This is a genomic window from Azospira sp. MPR-LB4 (assembly GCF_058809525.1).
Window position 1 is genome coordinate 1,424,412 of sequence record NZ_CM179521.1, and the last position, 16,020, is coordinate 1,440,431.

Sequence of the window (16,020 nt, forward strand, 5' to 3'; positions counted from 1 at the left end):
GGCCCTGACGTTAGGAAGCGGAAGAATCCGGATTCCCTTGGACAGGTTTACGCCGGATTTGCTCCCAGGCCAGCAAAATTGCCCCCACGGTGATGGCGCAGTCGGCCACGTTGAAGGCCGGGTAGTACCAGCCGGCCACGTGGAACTGCAGGAAATCCACCACGGCGCCGAAACGCACCCGGTCGATGACGTTGCCCAGGGCGCCGCCCATGATCAGGGTCAGGGAGAAGCACAGCAGGCGCTCGGCCAGGTGCTGGCGCAGCATCCAGGCGATCCAGCCGGACACTCCCAGGGCCAGCAGGGTGAAGAACCAGCGCTGCCAGCCGGGCTGGTCGGCGAGGAAGCTGAAGGCGGCGCCCCGGTTGAAGACGAAGACCCAGTCGAAAAAGGGCGTCACGGTGACCGTGTCGCCGTAGTTCAGGCTCGCCAGCACCGCCCATTTGGAGAGCTGGTCGAGAACGATGACCAGGGCCGCCAGCCCGTACCAGCGGCCCAGGGAGGACTTAGGCACGCTCGCGCACCTCGCCCTCGCCGTGCAGGTTGCTGTCGCAACGGCCGCACAGTTCGGGGTGTTCCGGGTTGCTGCCCACGTCCTCCCGGTAGTGCCAGCAGCGCTCGCACTTCTTCTGGGTGGAGGCCTCGGCGGCGATGGCATCGGCGCCCTGGGCCACGCTCACCTTGGAGCAGATGAGGACGAAGCGCAGATCGTCGCCCAGGCTGGCCAGGGCCGCGTACTTGTCGCCCTCGGCGCTGATCCGCACTTCGGCCTGGAGGGAGGAGCCGATCTTGCCTTCCTCGCGCAGGGCCTCCAGGGCCTTGGTCACTTCGCCGCGCGCCTCCCGGATCAGGGTCCACTTGGCCAGCAGCTCGCCTTCGTCGGCCTGGGCCGGCAGGTCGTGCCAAGTGTGGAACATGATGGACTGGTCCGCATCGCCGGAGAGGATCTGCCACACTTCCTCGGCGGTGAAGGAGAGGATCGGCGCCATCAGGCGGATGAAGCTCTGGGTCACGTGCCACAGGGCGCTCTGGGCCGAGCGGCGGGCCTTGGAGGCCGGTGCCGTGGTGTACAGGCGGTCCTTCAGGATATCCAGCCAGAAGCCGCCCAGGTCCTCGGAGCAGAAGGTCTGCAGGGCCTGCACCACGCGGTGGAACTCGTAGCGGTCGTAATCGGCCTGGGCCTGGGTCTGCAGCTGGCGGGTCAGAGCCAGGGCGTAGCGGTCGATCTCGAACCACTCGGCCACCGGCAGCATATCCTTGGCCGCATCGAAGTCGGCGATGTTGGCCAGCAGGAAACGCAGGGTGTTGCGGATGCGGCGGTAGGCTTCCACCACCCGGGCCAGGATTTCCTTGGACATGGCCAGCTCGCCGGAGTAGTCCGTGGCGGCCACCCACAGGCGCAGGATGTCGGCGCCCATCTTGTCCGAGACTTCCTGGGGCAGGATGGTGTTGCCCAGGGACTTGCTCATCTTGCGCCCCTGCTGGTCCACCGTGAAGCCGTGGGTGAGCAGGGCCTTGTAGGGCGGATGGCCGTCGATGGCGGCGCCGGTGAGCAGGGAGGAATGGAACCAGCCCCGGTGCTGGTCCGAGCCTTCCAGGTAGAGGTCGGCCCGGGGACCGGTGGCGTGGCCGTCGTTATGGGAGCCCCGCAGCACATGCCAGTGGGTGGTGCCGGAGTCGAACCAGACGTCCAGGGTGTCGCTGATCTTTTCGTACTGGGCGGCTTCGGCCCCCAGCAGTTCGGCCGCATCCAGCTTGAACCATGCTTCGATGCCTTCCTTCTCCACGCGCTGGGCCACTTCCTCCATCAGCTCCACGGTGCGCGGATGCAGTTCGCCCGTTTCCTTGTGCAGGAAGAAGGGAATGGGCACGCCCCAGTTGCGCTGGCGGGAGATGCACCAGTCGGGCCGGTTGGCGATCATGGATTGCAGGCGGGGCTTGCCCCAGGCCGGATAGAAGGCGGTGGCCTCGACCCCGGCCAGGGCCTTTTCGCGCAGGGACTTGCCGTCGGTGGGCAGGCGGTCCATGCCGACGAACCACTGGGCGGTGGCCCGGTAGATCACCGGGGTCTTGTGGCGCCAGCAGTGCATGTAGCTGTGGCTGACATTGCCGTGGGAAAGCAGGCAGCCCACTTCGGACAGCTTGTCGCAGATGGCCTGGTTGGCCTTCCAGATGGAGAGGCCGCCGAAGAAGGGCAGCTCGTCCACATAGACGCCGTCGCCCTTGACGATGGAAATGATCTCGTCATTGCCGCGGCCGTAATGGCGCCAGGCGTTGAAGTCGTCCACGCCGTGGGCGGGGGCGCAATGGACGATGCCGGTGCCCGCATCCAGGCCCACGTAGTCGGCCAGGTAGACGACGGAAACCCGGTCGTAGAAAGGATGGCGGAATTCCAGGCGCTCCAGGGCCTTGCCCTTGACGGTCGCCAGCACCGTGCCTTCGCAGCCGTAGCGCTTGAGGCAGTCGGCCACCAGCTCCTTGGCCAGCACCAGCAGGCGGTCACCCGCATCCACCAGGGCGTATTCATGTTCGGGGTGGATATTGAGGGCCTGGTTGGCGGGAATGGTCCACGGGGTGGTGGTCCAGATCACGGCATAGGCCGGCTTGGGCAGGGCGTTGAGGCCGAAGGCGGCGGCCAGCTTGGGGGCATCGGCTTCGCTGACGGGGAAGGCCACGTCGATGGTGGGGGACTTCTTGTCGGCGTATTCCACCTCGGCCTCGGCCAGGGCGGAGCCGCAGTCGAAGCACCAATTGACGGGCTTCAGGCCCTTGAAGACATAGCCCTGCTTGACCATCTCGGCCAGGGCGCGGATCTCGCCGGCCTCGTTGGCGAAGTTCATGGTCAGGTAGGGGTTGTCCCAGTCGCCCAGCACGCCGAGGCGGATGAATTCCTTCTTCTGCACTTCCACCTGCTCGGCGGCGTAGCTGCGGCACAGTTCTCGCACCTTGTCGGCGGGCAGGTTCTTGCCGTGGGTGACTTCGATCTTGTGCTCGATGGGCAGGCCGTGACAGTCCCAGCCCGGCACGTAGGGTGCATCAAAGCCGGCCAGGGTCTTGGAGCGGACGATGATGTCCTTGAGGATCTTGTTCAGGGCGTGACCCAGGTGCAGGTTGCCGTTGGCGTAGGGAGGGCCATCGTGCAGGATGAACTTGGGCCGGCCGGCGCAGATCTCGCGAATCTTCTGGTACAGCTTCTTTTCCTGCCATTGCTGCACCCACTGGGGCTCCCGCTTGGGCAGGTCACCGCGCATGGGAAAGGGAGTGTCGGGAAGATTCAGGGAGTTCTTGTAGTCAGCCATAACAGCCTCAAATGCCTAAGGTTTTCTTAACGCTGGAAAAATGCGCGGGCGGCTTCCGCGTCCTGGCCGATCTGGGCCACGAGCGCGTTGAAGTCGGGGAATTTCATCTCGTCCCGCAGCTTGTGCAGGAAGGAAACGGAAAGGTGGGCGCCGTAGATGTCGCCGTCGAAATCAAAGAGGTGCACTTCCAGCAGGGGCTGCAGCTGGCCGCCCACGGTGGGACGCACCCCCAGGTTGGCCACCCCGTTGAGGGGCCGGCCGGCAGCGCCGGTGACGCTCACGGCGAAGACGCCGGTGAGGGGCAAGGGATTGTGCTTGATGCGGATGTTGGCGGTGGCAAAGCCCAGCTGGCGCCCCAGTTTCTGGCCGTGCACCACCCGGCCGTCGATGCTGTAGGGACGGCCCAGGAGACGGGCGGCCCGGGCCATGTCGCCGGCCGCCAGGGCCTCGCGCACGCCGGAGCTGGAAGCCCGCTCGCCGCCCTGCACCACGCTCTCCATGGCCTCCACCTGGAAACCGAAGGAGGCACCGGCGGCCTGCAGCAGGGCGAAATCGCCGGCCCGGCGGGCGCCGAAGCGGAAGTCGTCGCCGATGATGAGGTGGCGCACCCTGAGACAGCGCACCAGCACCTGCTCGATGAACTCGTCCGCCGTCAGGGCCGCGAAGACGGTGTTGAAGGGGCTGACGCAGGTGAGGTCGGCGCCGTAGTTCTGCAGCAGTTCCAGCTTCTCGCGCAGGGTGGTGAGCCGGGCCGGGGCCGAGGCCGGGTCGAAGAACTCACGGGGATGGGGCTCGAAGGTCAGCACCGCCGCCGGCAGGCCGCAGGCCCGGGCGGCCTGGCCGACGCGGGCAAGCAGGGCCTGGTGGCCAAGATGCACGCCATCGAAATTGCCGATGGTCAGCACCGTGGCACTGGGGGCCGAGGTTTTAACGCCGCGCAGGACGAGCATGGTGGAAGCCGGAATCCTTCTTATGCCCCGGGCGGGGCGCGAAAAAAGGCTGAATTATAACGGTTTTACCCCCGTCCTGCGGCACCGCCGCCCGCTCCGGGAGAGAACCGCCACAGGGGGCTGCCCGCCAGAGCAGAAGGGACGGTCCTGGACGGCATGGCCTGCCTGCAAAGGCCGTCCCGCCTGCCTCTCCGGGCAGGCATCAGAGACGGTGGGGACTTGGGCTCAGTCGAGCCGGGCCAGCCTGGATTTGGCCAGGGGCGGATTCTTGGCGAAGTACTGGCGGATGCCCTTGAGCATGGCCTCGGCCATGCGATCCTGGTAGGCGTCGTCGTTGAGGCGCTTTTCCTCTTCCGGATTGCTGATGAAGGCCGTCTCCACCAGGATCGAGGGAATGTCCGGCGCCTTCAGCACGGCAAAGCCGGCCTGCTCCACGCTGGCCTTGTGCAGGGCGTTGATGCCGCCCAGCTCCCCCAGCACGGCCTTGCCCAGCTTGAGGCTGTCGTTGATGGTGGCGGTCTGGGAAAGGTCCAGCAGGGTGCGGGCGAGGAAGGGGTCCTTGACGCCGATGTTCACGCCGCCGATGAGGTCAGCCTCGTTTTCCTTCTGGGCCAGCCAGCGGGCCTGGGAACTGGAGGCGCCCCGCTCGGACAGCACGAACACGGAGGAACCCCGGGCATCGGGCTTGATCCAGGCGTCGGCATGGATGGAGACGAAGAGGTCGGCCTGGACCCGGCGGGCCTTCTGCACCCGCATGTGCAGGGGCACGAAGAAGTCCGAATCCCGGGTCAGCACGGCCCGCATATTGGGCTCGGCGTCGATCTTGGCCTTCAGGCGCTTGGCGATGGACAGCACCACATCCTTCTCGTGGCTGCCGCCCTTGCCCACGGCCCCCGGATCTTCGCCGCCGTGGCCCGGGTCCAGGGTGATGGTAACGAGACGATCCACCACCGGCTTGGTGTTGCGCTTGGCCGGTTCCGCCGGCCGGGCTTCCTGGGCGCGGCCCGGGGCCTGCTGGGTCTGGGACGGCGCCTCGGCCACCGGTTCGCGCCGGCCGGCCTCGGCGATGGCATCCAACCCGTCGCCGTCCTTCTTGTCCAGCAGGGACAGCAGGGGATCGGGCGGATTGGCCGGATAGACGTCCAGCACCAGCCGGCTGCCGTACTCGCCCACCGGCTTCAGGGAAAAGACCTGGGGCTGCACCTCGGTCTTCAGCTCCATGACCAGGCGCACCACGCCGGGCTTGAAGCGGCCGGCCCGCAGCAGCTTGATGTAGGGATCGTCCGGCGCCACCTTGTTGGAGAGGCCGTCGAGGACGCTGTTGAATTCGATGCCCTCGATATCCACCACCAGACGCTCGGGATTCTTCACCGAGAACTGGGTGAACTTCAGGGGAGCGCCACCCGGGGCGTCATGCTCCAGGGTGACCCGGGTGTAATCGGCGGCGGGCCACACCCGCACCGAGAGGATGGAGGGCGACTTGCCGGCGGCGGCCCGGGCCAGGGGCGTGACGAGCAGGACCAGGGCGGCCCCGCCGGCCTTCAGCAGGGCCCGGCGGCGCTCGACAGGCGGGACATGAGAGCGTTTACGCATTGCTCACCTCCCGGAGAATGGGGTTGCAGCAGGAGATCACGGCCGTCATCGTCGCGGAAGCGGAAAGCCAGGACGAGATCGGGCGGCGGCACAAAGCCCGCGGCTTTGTCCGGCCATTCCACGAGGCACAGGGCCCCTTGGCGGAAATAATCATCCAACCCAGCATCGACAAACTCTTCCGGCGACTCGAAACGATAAAAATCAAAGTGATACAAGTATAAGCTCGAAAGTTTGTAAACTTCAACCAAGGCGTAGGTCGGGCTCTTCACCGGACCGGTGTGGCCCAGGGCCCGCAGCAGGGCCCGCACCAGGGTGGTCTTGCCCGCCCCCAGGTCCCCTTCCAGGTAGATCACCAGGCCCGGCCCGGCGGCCTGGGCCAGGGCGGCACCCAGGGCCTGGGTCGCTGCTTCGTTCGCCAGCAGCAGACTTTGGCCTGGATTAAGGGATTGGGCAGCAGATTCGCTATGATCGGGCATATGGAACCAACGGAAGAAATGCAGCAAACGGGAGCCGGCACACCCGCCCGCCCGGCGGCGGGAGAAGCGGCCCCGGACTGGCCCGGACTGGCCGCCCGCCTCAAGGCCTGGGGCCGGGAACTGGGCTTTGCCGAGGTGGCCATCGGCCGGGCCGAGATCGGCGAGGCCGGGCAGCGGTTGCTGGCCTGGCTCGACCAGGGGCGCCACGGGAGCATGGATTATATGGCCAAACACGCCCCCCTGCGGCTCGATCCGGGCCAGCTGGTGCCCGGCGTGCAGACCGTCATTTCGGTGCGCCTGCCCTACCTGCCCCGGGGCGCCGAGCCCGAGCAGGTGCTGGCCGATCCGGCCCTGGGCTATGTTTCCCGCTATGCCCTGGGACGGGACTACCACAAGGTCATCCGCAACCGCCTGCAGAAGCTGGCGGACCGGTTGCAGGCCGAAATCGGCGACTTCGGCTACCGGGTCTTTTCCGACTCGGCCCCGGTGATGGAGGTGGAATTTGCGCGCAAGTCCGGCCTGGGCTGGCGCGGCAAGCACACCCTGCTGCTGACCCGGGAGGGCTCCTGGCATTTCCTCGGCGAAATCTACACCGACCTGCCCCTGCCGGCGGATGCCGAGGTGAGCGATCACTGCGGCGCCTGTACCCGCTGCATCGACGTCTGCCCGACCCGGGCCATCGTCGCTCCGTACCAGGTGGACGCCCGCCGCTGCATCTCCTACCTGACCATCGAGCTGGACGGCGCCATGCCGGAGGAACTGCGGCCCCTGCTGGGCAACCGTATCTACGGCTGCGACGACTGCCAGCTGTGCTGCCCCTGGAACCGCTTCGGTCAAGTGGGGGACCCGGAATTCACCCCCCGCCAGGGCCTGGATGCGGCGCGGCTCTCGGCCCTGATGGCCTGGAGCGAGGCGGATTTCCTCGAACGCATGGCCGGCAGCCCCATCCGCCGCATCGGCATTGAACGCTGGCGGCGCAACATCGCCGTGGCCCTGGGCAACGGCCCGGCGACGGAGGAAGCCAGGGCGGCCCTGGCCGCCCGCCGGGAGGACGATTCCGCCGTGGTGCGGGAGCACGTGGCCTGGGCCGAACGGCAACTGGAAAAGAAAACGCCGCCCACAGGCGGCGTCTGAAGCCTCAGGCGGCGGGTCCGCGGCCTCCGCCGTCCCCTGCGCCCTCCTCCGCCCCATCCTCCGCGCTACCGGCGAAGCGCGCCTTGAGGCGCTCCCAATAGCGACCCTCCAGGGACAGATTGACGGCGGCGCCACGGGCCAGGCTCAGCTGGCTCATCAGCAGGCAGAGGCGCTGCCAGGCGGGACCGCGCTCCACCTCGTCGAGCAGTTCCAGTTCGGCACGCAGTTGGGCGATCTCCCGCCGCAGCCCCACTTCCGGCGGGGTGTAGCCGGCATTTTTGAGGATGCGCTGGGCCAGGCGCTGGTCTTCCGGCACCAGCAGATCGTCGCCCAGCTCCAGGGGGTGGCCGCTGCCGGGCAGGTTCGACAGCTCGCCCTTGGCCAGGGCCTCGTTGATGCGCTGCTCCGCCAGCAGTTCGAAGGCCAGCACCGCCCTGCCCTTTCAGCGCTCCACCGGCCGTGCCGGATCGGCGCACCACTCGCTCCAGGAGCCGGCGTAGAGCCGGGCACCGGGCAGGCCGGCGATTTCCATGGCCAGCAGGTTGTGGCAGGCGGAAACGCCGGAACCGCACTGGTGCACCACCTGTTCAGGAGCGAAGCCGGCCAGGACCTCTGTCCACTCCTGGCGCAGCTGGTCGGCCGGCTTGAAGCGGCCGTCGGGCCCCAGGTTGTCGCGGAAGAAGCGGTTACGGGCGCCGGGGATATGGCCGCCCACCGGGTCGATGCTTTCGTTTTCGCCGCGGAAACGGTCCGGCGCCCGGGCATCGACGATGACCCGGTCCGGCCGGCCCAGGCCGGCCAGCACCTGGTCGGCGTCCAACACCCAGTCCCGGGGCGCGGGAGTGAAGGTGCGGGCGGCAGGCTCGGGCATCTCGGCGCTCAGGGCGCCACCGGCAGCGGTCCACGCGGACAGGCCGCCGTCCAGCAGGGCCACGGCCTCGTGGCCGAGCCAGCGCAGCAGCCACCACAGGCGCCCGGCCATCATGCCGCCGCAGTCGTCGTAGGCCACCACCTGGACCCCGGGGCCGATGCCGGCCCGGCCCAGGGCGGCGGCCAGGGTGGCGATATGGGGCAGGGGATGGCGGCCGTTGCGGCCGTTTTTCGCAGAGGAAAGATCCCGGTCCAGATGCAGGAAGACGGCTCCGGGAATGTGCCCCCGGGCGTAGGCGGTCTCCCCGGCGGCCGGGTCGGCCAGATCATGGCGGCAATCCACCACCACCCAGGCCGGATCGCCCAGGCGGGCGGCCAGGGTGGCCCCATCCACCAGGGTGGTGTGGATGGCCGCAGGCATCAGATGACGTCCTGTTCGGCCAGCCAGGCCTTGGCTTCGGCTTCGTCGGAGAAGACGCGGATGCTGGCATCGACGAAGGCACGGGAGAGCCAGGCGCTCCAGGTCACCCACTGGCTCTCGGTGATGACGGCGATGCGCTCGAAATCGTTGGCGTGGGCCTTGGAGAAGCGGATTTCCTCCAGGGCCGTGTCCAGGGTCACGTCGGCCATCTGGCGCAGATCGAAAAAGAGATTCACCGGGCCTTCGAACTTCACCTTGAAATTCACCAGCTCCTCGAACTCCTTGTAATCGGCCAGGGTGAATTCACCGAAAACGGCGACGGAAACCAGGTTGTCCTGGTGGTCGGTAACGATCATGGCTTGCTCCGTGTTGTTATGTGGATATGAGTTTAACTTGGAATGGGGCGGCCGGCGCAGCCATGGGCGGGCCCGGCGGCGCCGGGTGCCGGCCTAGTCCTGCTCCGCCGGATTGGCCCGGGAGAAGCGGGTGGCGGCCATGCCGGAGAGGACGATGATGGCGATGGCCAGCCAGGCGGCGAGGGAAAGCACCTCGCCCCAGAAGAGCATGCCGAACAGGCTGGCGAAGACCACCGCCGTGTAGGCCAGGCTGGCCGCCACCAGGGTGCGGCCCCGGCTGTAGGCCCGGGTCATGGCCAGCTGGGCCAGGGTGGCGAAGATGCCGACCCCCAGCAGCAGGCCGGCGCCGCGCAGGGTCAGGGGATGGAAGCGGAAGAAGAGCATCCACAAGCCGGCGCCGAGGGTGGACAGCAGGGAGAAGTAGAACACCGTGCGCCACTCCGGCTCCCCCTTCTGCCCCAACTCACGCACGTTGTAATAGGCCAGGCCGGCGAGGACGCCGGAAGCCAGGCCCATCAGACCGCCGGCCAGCTGGTCCGCATGGAAGGTGGGCTGCAGCAGCAACACCACCCCGGCAAAGCCGGCCACCAGGGCACCCACCAGGCTGGCTGGCAGGCGGGCACCGGAGAGGCCGGCGAGGAACAGGGCCAGGAACAGGGGCGAGGTGTAGTTGAGGGTCACCGCCGTCGCCAGGGGCAGCCAGGCGATGGCGTAGAAGTACAGCATGAGGGAGATGAAGCCGGAGACGCCCCGGTAGATCTGGAATTTCCAGTGGGGAGTGCGCGGATCGAGGCGTCCCCAGAGCATGGAGGCGCTCATCAGGGCCAGGGCGATGGCGTTGCGGTAGAAGACGATTTCCGCCGGGGAATAGCCCGCCTCGGCCGCCAGCTTGACGCACACGCCCATGCAGGCGAACAGGAATGCGGCGGCGACCATCCACAGGGATTGCATGGGCAGGAGATCCTTCGGCGATGAAGCCGGAAAAACGGCGCCGCAGAAAACGGCGCGGGGGAAACAAAAGGGGCGCCCGCAGGCGCCCCGATGCTTGGGCTGGGAGAATTCTACTTCAGGTGGGGCTCGACGATGCGGCGGTAGAACTCGTGGAAGTGCTGCATGCCGTCCTCGGTGGGGGACTGGTAGGGGCCCACTTCGTTGCGCCCTTCCTTGAGCAGCTGCCAGCGGCCCCGGTCCATGCGCTCGCCGATGTCGTCGTCCTCGATGGCGGTTTCCATGTAGGCGGCCTGCTCGGCCTCGATGAATTCCCGCTCGAACTCGACGATTTCCTCGGGGTAGTAGAACTCCACCACATTCATGGTCTTGTTCACCGACTGGGGGATGAGGGTGGATACCACCAGCACGTGGGGATACCACTCCACCATCACATTCGGGTAGTAGGTCAGCCACACGGCGCCCTGCTTGGGCTGCTCGCCCCGGGCGCCATAGAAGTCCTTGACCGCCTTCTGCCAGCGGCCATAGGGGGCGGAGCCGACCTTGTCCAGGTTGGTGATGCCCACCTTCTGCACGGAATACCACTCGCCGAACTGCCAGGTCAGGTCGTCGCAGGTAACGAAGTTGCCCAGACCGGGGTGGAAGGGCACCACGTGGTAGTCCTCCAGGTACACCTCGATGAAGGTCTTCCAGTTGTAGTTGCACTCGTGCATCTCGACCCGGTCCAGCTTGTAGCCGGCGAAGTCGAACTCGCCGGCCACGTTCATCCCGGCCAGGTCGGCCTGGGCGTTGCGCGGCCCCTTGAAGAGCAGGCCGTTCCAGGAATCCAGCTTGCGCTTGTTGAGGTTCAGGCAGGGATTGGCGGGGAAGTGGGGCGCGCCCTTGAGGCTGCCTTCGCTGTCGTAGGTCCAGCGGTGGATCGGGCAAACGATGTGTTCCGCATTGCCGCTGCCCTGCAGCATGATGGCCTGGCGGTGGCGGCAGATGTTGGACATGTCATAAACCCCGTCCGGCTGGCGCACCAGCATGCGGCCGTGGTCGCGCCACTCCATGGTGCGGTAGTCGTGCACATTGGGCACCATCAGCTCGTGGCCGACGTACCCCGGGCCCTGCTCGAAGAAGAGTTTCATCTCCAATTCGAACATTTTTTCGTCGAAATACCATTCGACGGGGAATTGGCTAACGGCAGGAGCCAGTTTGGTGCTGGATGCGATGTCGGACATGTCCACACCTCCGGAAAAAGGCAATGGGTGAAAAATGAAGCAAAATCAACGAAGGCGGGATTCTACCCCGGCGCAAATTTGACCAAAAGCCCCGTGATACGGTATTTTTTGCATTTCCACCGGTTATTGATATGGATCAATCGCCCATGCCCGCTTCCACCAGCGCCGGCGGCCAGACCGGAACCCCTCCCGGCTCTCCCTCCTCCCCCTCCTTCGAAGAAGCCCTCGCCGATCTGGAGCGCATCGCCCAGGCCATGGAAGGCGGCAACCTGTCCCTGGAAGAATCCCTGTCCGCCTACAAGCGCGGCGTCGAACTGCTGAAACTGTGCCAGGGCCAGCTGGCCGATGCGGAACAGCGGGTGCAGGTCCTGGAAAGCGGTACACTGAAGGACTTGAACAGCCCCGAGGCCTGAAGGCACGGCCCCACCTGCGCCTTCGCACCTCTTCTCCAGGTTTTCCCATGGCATCTTCCGACGCTTCCGCCCTGCCCTTCCCCGACTGGATGGCCCAGACCCAGGCCCGCACCGAGGCCGCCCTGGGCCGCTTCCTGCCCGCCGCCGAGACCATCCCCCAAGGCCTGCACGACGCCATGCGCTACAGCGCCCTGGGCGGCGGCAAGCGGGTCCGCCCCCTGCTGGCCTTCGCCGCCGGCGAACTGTGCGGCGCCACGGCGGAAGCCCTGGACTGCGTCGCCTGCGCGGTGGAGATGATCCACGTTTATTCCCTGGTGCACGACGACCTGCCCTGCATGGACGACGACGTGCTGCGCCGGGGCCGCCCCACCTGCCACGTGCAGTACGACGAGCCCACCGCCCTGCTGGTGGGGGACGCGCTGCAGTCCCGGGCCTTCGAGATCCTGGCCGCCCAGCCCTGGCCGAGCCCGGCCCAGGGCCTGGAACTGGTGCGCCTGCTGGCCCACGGCAGCGGCTCCTGCGGCATGGCCGGGGGCCAGGCCATCGACCTGGCCTCCGTCGGCAAGAGCCTTGACCAGCCCCAGCTGGAACTGATGCACGCCCTGAAGACCGGCGCCCTGATCCGCGCCGCCGTGCTCATGGGCGCCCACTGCGGCACGCCCCTGGCCGCCGCCGAACTGGAGCGCCTGGACGCCTTCGCCAAGCGCGCCGGCCTGCTCTTCCAGGTGGTGGATGACATCCTGGATTGCACCGCCAGCACCGCCACCCTGGGCAAGACCGCCGGCAAGGACGAGGCCGCCGACAAGCCCACCTACGTCCGCCTGCTGGGCCTGGAAACGGCCCGCCAGCTGGCCGACGACCTGCGCCGCGACGCCCTCGGCGCCCTGGAAGGCTTCGGCCCCCGGGCCCAGCGCCTGATCGAACTGGCCCACTACATCACGACCCGCAAGTTCTAGAGCGGGCCTTCGCGCATCCACCGAATTCGAGCGCCGCACCATGATGACCGCCACACCCCTGCTAGACACCATCGACAGCCCGGCCCAGCTGCGCCGCCTGGACAAGCGCCAGCTGCCCCAGCTGGCCGAAGAACTGCGCACCTTCATCGTCGAGTCGGTGTCCCGCACCGGCGGCCATCTCTCCTCCAACCTGGGCACGGTGGAACTGACCATCGCCCTGCACTACGTCTTCGACACCCCGGAAGACCGACTGGTGTGGGACGTGGGCCATCAGACCTACCCCCACAAGATCCTCACCGGCCGCCGCGCCGGCATGGCCAAGCTGCGCATGCACGGCGGCCTCTCCGGCTTTCCCAAACGCTGCGAATCGGCCTACGACACCTTCGGCGTCGGCCACTCCTCCACCTCCATCTCCGCCGCACTGGGCATGGCCCTGGCGGCCAAGCAGAAGGGGGAAAACCGCAAGGCGGTGGCCATCATCGGCGACGGCGCCATGTCCGCCGGCATGGCCTTCGAGGCCCTCAACAACGCCGGTGTCGCCGACGCCAACATGCTCGTCATCCTCAACGACAACGACATGTCCATCTCGCCCCCGGTGGGCGCGCTGAACAAGTACCTGGCCCGCCTGCTCTCCGGCGGTCTCTACTCCGCCGCCCGCCGCGCCGGCGAAAAGGTGCTGGGCGTGGCCCCGCCCCTGCTGGAACTGGCCAAGCGGGCCGAGGAGCACGTCAAGGGCATGCTCACCCCGGGCACCCTGTTCGAGGAGCTGGGCTTCAACTACATCGGCCCCATCGACGGCCACGACCTGGACGCCCTGGTGCCCACCCTGCAGAATCTGAAGGGTCTCAAGGGGCCCCAGTTCCTCCACGTCATCACCAAGAAAGGCCAGGGCTACAAGCTGGCCGAGGCCAACCCGGTGCTCTACCACGGGGTTTCCAAGTTCCAGCCGGAAGTGGGCATCCAGAGCGGCAAGGGCGGCGGCAAGCTGACCTACACCCAGGTCTTCTCCGACTGGCTGTGCGACATGGCGGCGGCCGAGCCGCGCCTGGTGGGCATCACCCCGGCCATGGGCGAAGGCTCCGGCCTGGTGCGCTTTGCCGAGCTGTACCCGGAACGCTATTTCGACGTCGGCATCGCCGAGCAACATGCCGTCACCTTCGCCGCCGGCCTGGCCTGCGAAGGCCTGAAGCCGGTGGTGGCGATCTACTCCACCTTCCTGCAGCGAGGCTACGACCAGCTGGTGCACGACGTGGCCCTGCAGAATCTGCCGGTGGTCTTCGCCATCGACCGGGGCGGCCTGGTGGGCGCCGACGGTGCCACCCACCACGGCGCCTTCGACCTTTCCTTCATGACCTGCATCCCCAACCTGGTGATCATGGCCCCGGCGGACGAAGACGAATGCCGCAAGATGCTGACCACCGCCATGGGCATCGACGGCCCCAGCGCCGTGCGCTATCCCCGCGGCGGCGGCAGCGGCGTGACGCCGGAAACGGCCCTCACCGCCCTGCCCGTGGGCAAGGGCGAGATCCGGCGCCAGGGCAAGGGCGTGGCCCTGCTGGCCTTCGGCAGCATGGTGCAGGCAGCCCTGGGGGCCGGCGACGCCCTGGATGCCAGCGTCGCCAACATGCGCTTCGTCAAACCCCTGGATCGGGAGCTGCTGGCCGAGCTGGCGCGGAACCACGAGCTGCTGGTCAGCGTCGAAGAGAATGCCCTGATCGGCGGCGCCGGCAGCGAAGTGGCCCGGGCCCTGGAAGAGATGGGCCTGACCGTGCCCCTGCTGCGCCTGGGCCTGCCCGACCATTTCATCGACCACGGCGACCAGAACCTGCTGCTGGCCGAGCTAGGCCTGGACGTGGACGGCATCGTCCGCCAGGTACGGCAACGGCTCGCCGCCTGAAGGCCGGGAACGCGCGCCCCCATTGGCTCACCGCCCGGCTGGAAGGCGCATCCCGATTGCCTCTCCGCCCGGCCCACTGCAGATAAGCCCGCCATGACTACTTCCCAGACTCCCATTCCCGACGTCCAGAACAGCGAAGACACCCGCCGCATTGCCATCAACAAGGTGGGCATCCGGGCCATCCGCCATCCGGTGAAAATCCGCGACAAGGGCGGCGACGTGCGCCACACCGTGGCCAGCTTCAACATGTACGTGGGCCTGCCGCACAACTTCAAGGGCACCCACATGTCCCGCTTCGTGGAGATTCTCAACAGCCACGAAAGGGAAATCTCGGTGGAATCCTTCCCCACCATGCTGCAGGCCATGGCCGCCCGCCTGGAGGCCCGCAGCGGCCACATCGAGATGAGCTTCCCCTACTTCATCGCCAAGACCGCCCCGGTCTCCGGCGTGCAGAGCCTGCTCGACTACGACGTCACCCTGATCGGCGAAATCGCCGACGGCCGCATCACCTCCACGGTGCGGGTGGTGGTGCCGGTGACCAGCCTGTGCCCCTGCTCCAAGGAAATCTCCAACTACGGCGCCCACAACCAGCGCTCCCACGTCACCGTCACCGCCCGCCTCAACGCCTTCCTCTGGATCGAGGACCTGGTGCAGATGGTGGAAGCCCAGGCCTCCTGCGAACTGTTCGGCCTGCTCAAGCGTCCGGACGAGAAGTGGGTCACCGAGCGGGCCTACGACAATCCCAAGTTCGTCGAGGACATGGTGCGGGACGTGGCCGCCCGCCTCAACGAAGATCCCCGCATCGACCACTACGTGGTGGAATCGGAAAACTTCGAGTCCATCCACAACCACTCCGCCTACGCCCTGATCGAGAAGGACAAGCGCGCCTGATAGCGCAAAACATTGCGAACCATTCTTGATAACGCCTGACTAACCCGGCGAGTCCCCGGGGCGGGACACCAAGCCGAGGAGCCGCAATGTCAGGCAAGTGCTGCAAGAAGGGTTGCAAGAAATGTCCCTGGCGCAAGAAGAAGTAGTGCCGGAGGAATTCAGGCATAAAAAAAGGGCGCCTTGCGGCGCCCTTTTCATGGCAACGGCCAAACAGCTTAGCCGCGCTTGAGGACCAGCTTTTCCTTGATGCGGGCGGACTTGCCGGAACGGTCGCGCAGGTAGTACAGCTTGGCACGACGCACGTCGCCGCGACGCTTCACTTCGATGGAAGCGATCAGGGGGGAGTAGGTCTGGAAAGTCCGTTCCACGCCTTCGCCGGAGGAAATCTTGCGCACGGTGAAAGCGGAGTTGAGGCCGCGGTTGCGCTTGGCGATGACCACGCCTTCGTAGGCCTGGACCCGCTTGCGGGTACCTTCCACCACGTTCACGCCAACCACCACGGTGTCGCCGGGGGCGAATTCGGGGATGGTCTTGCCGGCGGTCAGGCGGGCGATTTCTTCTTGTTCCAGTTGTGCAATCAGGTTCATGTGAGTACT

Annotated in this window: 16 protein-coding genes; 5 read left to right on the forward strand and 11 right to left on the reverse strand. The window is 67.0% G+C overall.

The genetic code is table 11. The features are described 5' to 3' along the window. Nucleotides 1-10: 10 nt before the first annotated feature. The 5 genes from lspA to tsaE all read right to left on the reverse strand — a co-directional run bounded on the left by lspA (nt 11) and on the right by tsaE (nt 6,315). Nucleotides 11-511, reverse strand: coding sequence for a signal peptidase II (gene lspA / locus AC3QLZ_RS06475; protein WP_014238505.1), 501 nt, complete (start codon nt 509-511; stop codon nt 11-13). After that, nucleotides 504-3,296 (reverse strand): isoleucine--tRNA ligase, encoded by a 2,793-nt coding sequence (gene ileS / locus AC3QLZ_RS06480; protein ID WP_287873940.1) that lies wholly within the window; start codon nt 3,294-3,296, stop codon nt 504-506. Before ileS ends, lspA begins: the two co-directional genes overlap by 8 nt. 26 nt (nt 3,297-3,322) lie before the next feature. Continuing rightward, nucleotides 3,323-4,246: a bifunctional riboflavin kinase/FAD synthetase gene (locus tag AC3QLZ_RS06485; protein ID WP_287873941.1), complete on the reverse strand. Its 924-nt coding sequence runs from the start codon at nt 4,244-4,246 to the stop codon at nt 3,323-3,325. A 225-nt stretch (nt 4,247-4,471) separates the two neighbouring features. Continuing rightward, nucleotides 4,472-5,839, reverse strand: a complete 1,368-nt coding sequence (locus AC3QLZ_RS06490; protein ID WP_152089701.1) for an N-acetylmuramoyl-L-alanine amidase — start codon at nt 5,837-5,839, stop codon at nt 4,472-4,474. Beyond that, nucleotides 5,788-6,315: a tRNA (adenosine(37)-N6)-threonylcarbamoyltransferase complex ATPase subunit type 1 TsaE gene (gene tsaE / locus AC3QLZ_RS06495; RefSeq protein WP_287874007.1), complete on the reverse strand. Its 528-nt coding sequence runs from the start codon at nt 6,313-6,315 to the stop codon at nt 5,788-5,790. Before tsaE ends, AC3QLZ_RS06490 begins: the two co-directional genes overlap by 52 nt. A gap of 18 nt (nt 6,316-6,333) precedes the next feature. Between tsaE and queG the strand changes: the two genes are divergently transcribed. Next, the gene (gene queG / locus AC3QLZ_RS06500; protein WP_492783539.1) at nt 6,334-7,449 is read left to right on the forward strand and encodes a tRNA epoxyqueuosine(34) reductase QueG; all 1,116 of its coding nucleotides are present in this window, start codon (nt 6,334-6,336) and stop codon (nt 7,447-7,449) included. A 4-nt stretch (nt 7,450-7,453) separates the two neighbouring features. On the opposite strand, the gene AC3QLZ_RS06505 is transcribed toward queG, so the two are convergent. The 5 genes from AC3QLZ_RS06505 to AC3QLZ_RS06525 form a co-directional block, all read right to left on the reverse strand. Next, the gene (locus AC3QLZ_RS06505; RefSeq protein ID WP_492783540.1) at nt 7,454-7,879 is read right to left on the reverse strand and encodes a DnaJ family domain-containing protein; all 426 of its coding nucleotides are present in this window, start codon (nt 7,877-7,879) and stop codon (nt 7,454-7,456) included. A gap of 12 nt (nt 7,880-7,891) precedes the next feature. Then, the gene (locus AC3QLZ_RS06510) at nt 7,892-8,740 is read right to left on the reverse strand and encodes a sulfurtransferase (RefSeq protein WP_492783541.1); all 849 of its coding nucleotides are present in this window, start codon (nt 8,738-8,740) and stop codon (nt 7,892-7,894) included. Next, nucleotides 8,740-9,096 (reverse strand): SpoIIAA family protein, encoded by a 357-nt coding sequence (locus AC3QLZ_RS06515; protein ID WP_014238513.1) that lies wholly within the window; start codon nt 9,094-9,096, stop codon nt 8,740-8,742. The genes AC3QLZ_RS06510 and AC3QLZ_RS06515 overlap by 1 nt, the downstream gene beginning before the upstream one ends. Nucleotides 9,097-9,189: 93 nt before the next feature. Continuing rightward, nucleotides 9,190-10,047: a DMT family transporter gene (locus tag AC3QLZ_RS06520; RefSeq protein ID WP_130459055.1), complete on the reverse strand. Its 858-nt coding sequence runs from the start codon at nt 10,045-10,047 to the stop codon at nt 9,190-9,192. 110 nt (nt 10,048-10,157) lie between these two features. Continuing rightward, nucleotides 10,158-11,267 (reverse strand): aromatic ring-hydroxylating oxygenase subunit alpha, encoded by a 1,110-nt coding sequence (locus tag AC3QLZ_RS06525; RefSeq protein ID WP_130459056.1) that lies wholly within the window; start codon nt 11,265-11,267, stop codon nt 10,158-10,160. 146 nt (nt 11,268-11,413) lie between these two features. Between AC3QLZ_RS06525 and AC3QLZ_RS06530 the strand changes: the two genes are divergently transcribed. The 4 genes from AC3QLZ_RS06530 to folE2 all read left to right on the forward strand — a co-directional run bounded on the left by AC3QLZ_RS06530 (nt 11,414) and on the right by folE2 (nt 15,424). Further along, nucleotides 11,414-11,680 carry an exodeoxyribonuclease VII small subunit gene (locus tag AC3QLZ_RS06530; protein ID WP_014238516.1) on the forward strand — a complete coding sequence of 89 codons (267 nt, stop codon included), beginning with the start codon at nt 11,414-11,416 and terminating at the stop codon, nt 11,678-11,680. Nucleotides 11,681-11,727: 47 nt separating this feature from the next. Then, on the forward strand, nt 11,728-12,636 hold the full coding sequence (locus tag AC3QLZ_RS06535; protein ID WP_492783542.1) for a polyprenyl synthetase family protein: 909 nt from the start codon (nt 11,728-11,730) through the stop codon (nt 12,634-12,636). 43 nt (nt 12,637-12,679) lie between these two features. After that, on the forward strand, nt 12,680-14,533 hold the full coding sequence (dxs, locus tag AC3QLZ_RS06540; RefSeq protein WP_043798429.1) for a 1-deoxy-D-xylulose-5-phosphate synthase: 1,854 nt from the start codon (nt 12,680-12,682) through the stop codon (nt 14,531-14,533). Between the two features lie 93 nt (nt 14,534-14,626). Beyond that, the gene (folE2, locus tag AC3QLZ_RS06545) at nt 14,627-15,424 is read left to right on the forward strand and encodes a GTP cyclohydrolase FolE2 (protein WP_130459057.1); all 798 of its coding nucleotides are present in this window, start codon (nt 14,627-14,629) and stop codon (nt 15,422-15,424) included. A gap of 215 nt (nt 15,425-15,639) precedes the next feature. Here folE2 and rplS read toward each other — a convergent pair whose 3' ends face one another. Next, entirely contained in the window at nt 15,640-16,011 is a 372-nt protein-coding gene (rplS, locus tag AC3QLZ_RS06550; protein WP_014238520.1) for a 50S ribosomal protein L19, read from the reverse strand. Nucleotides 16,012-16,020: the final 9 nt, after the last annotated feature.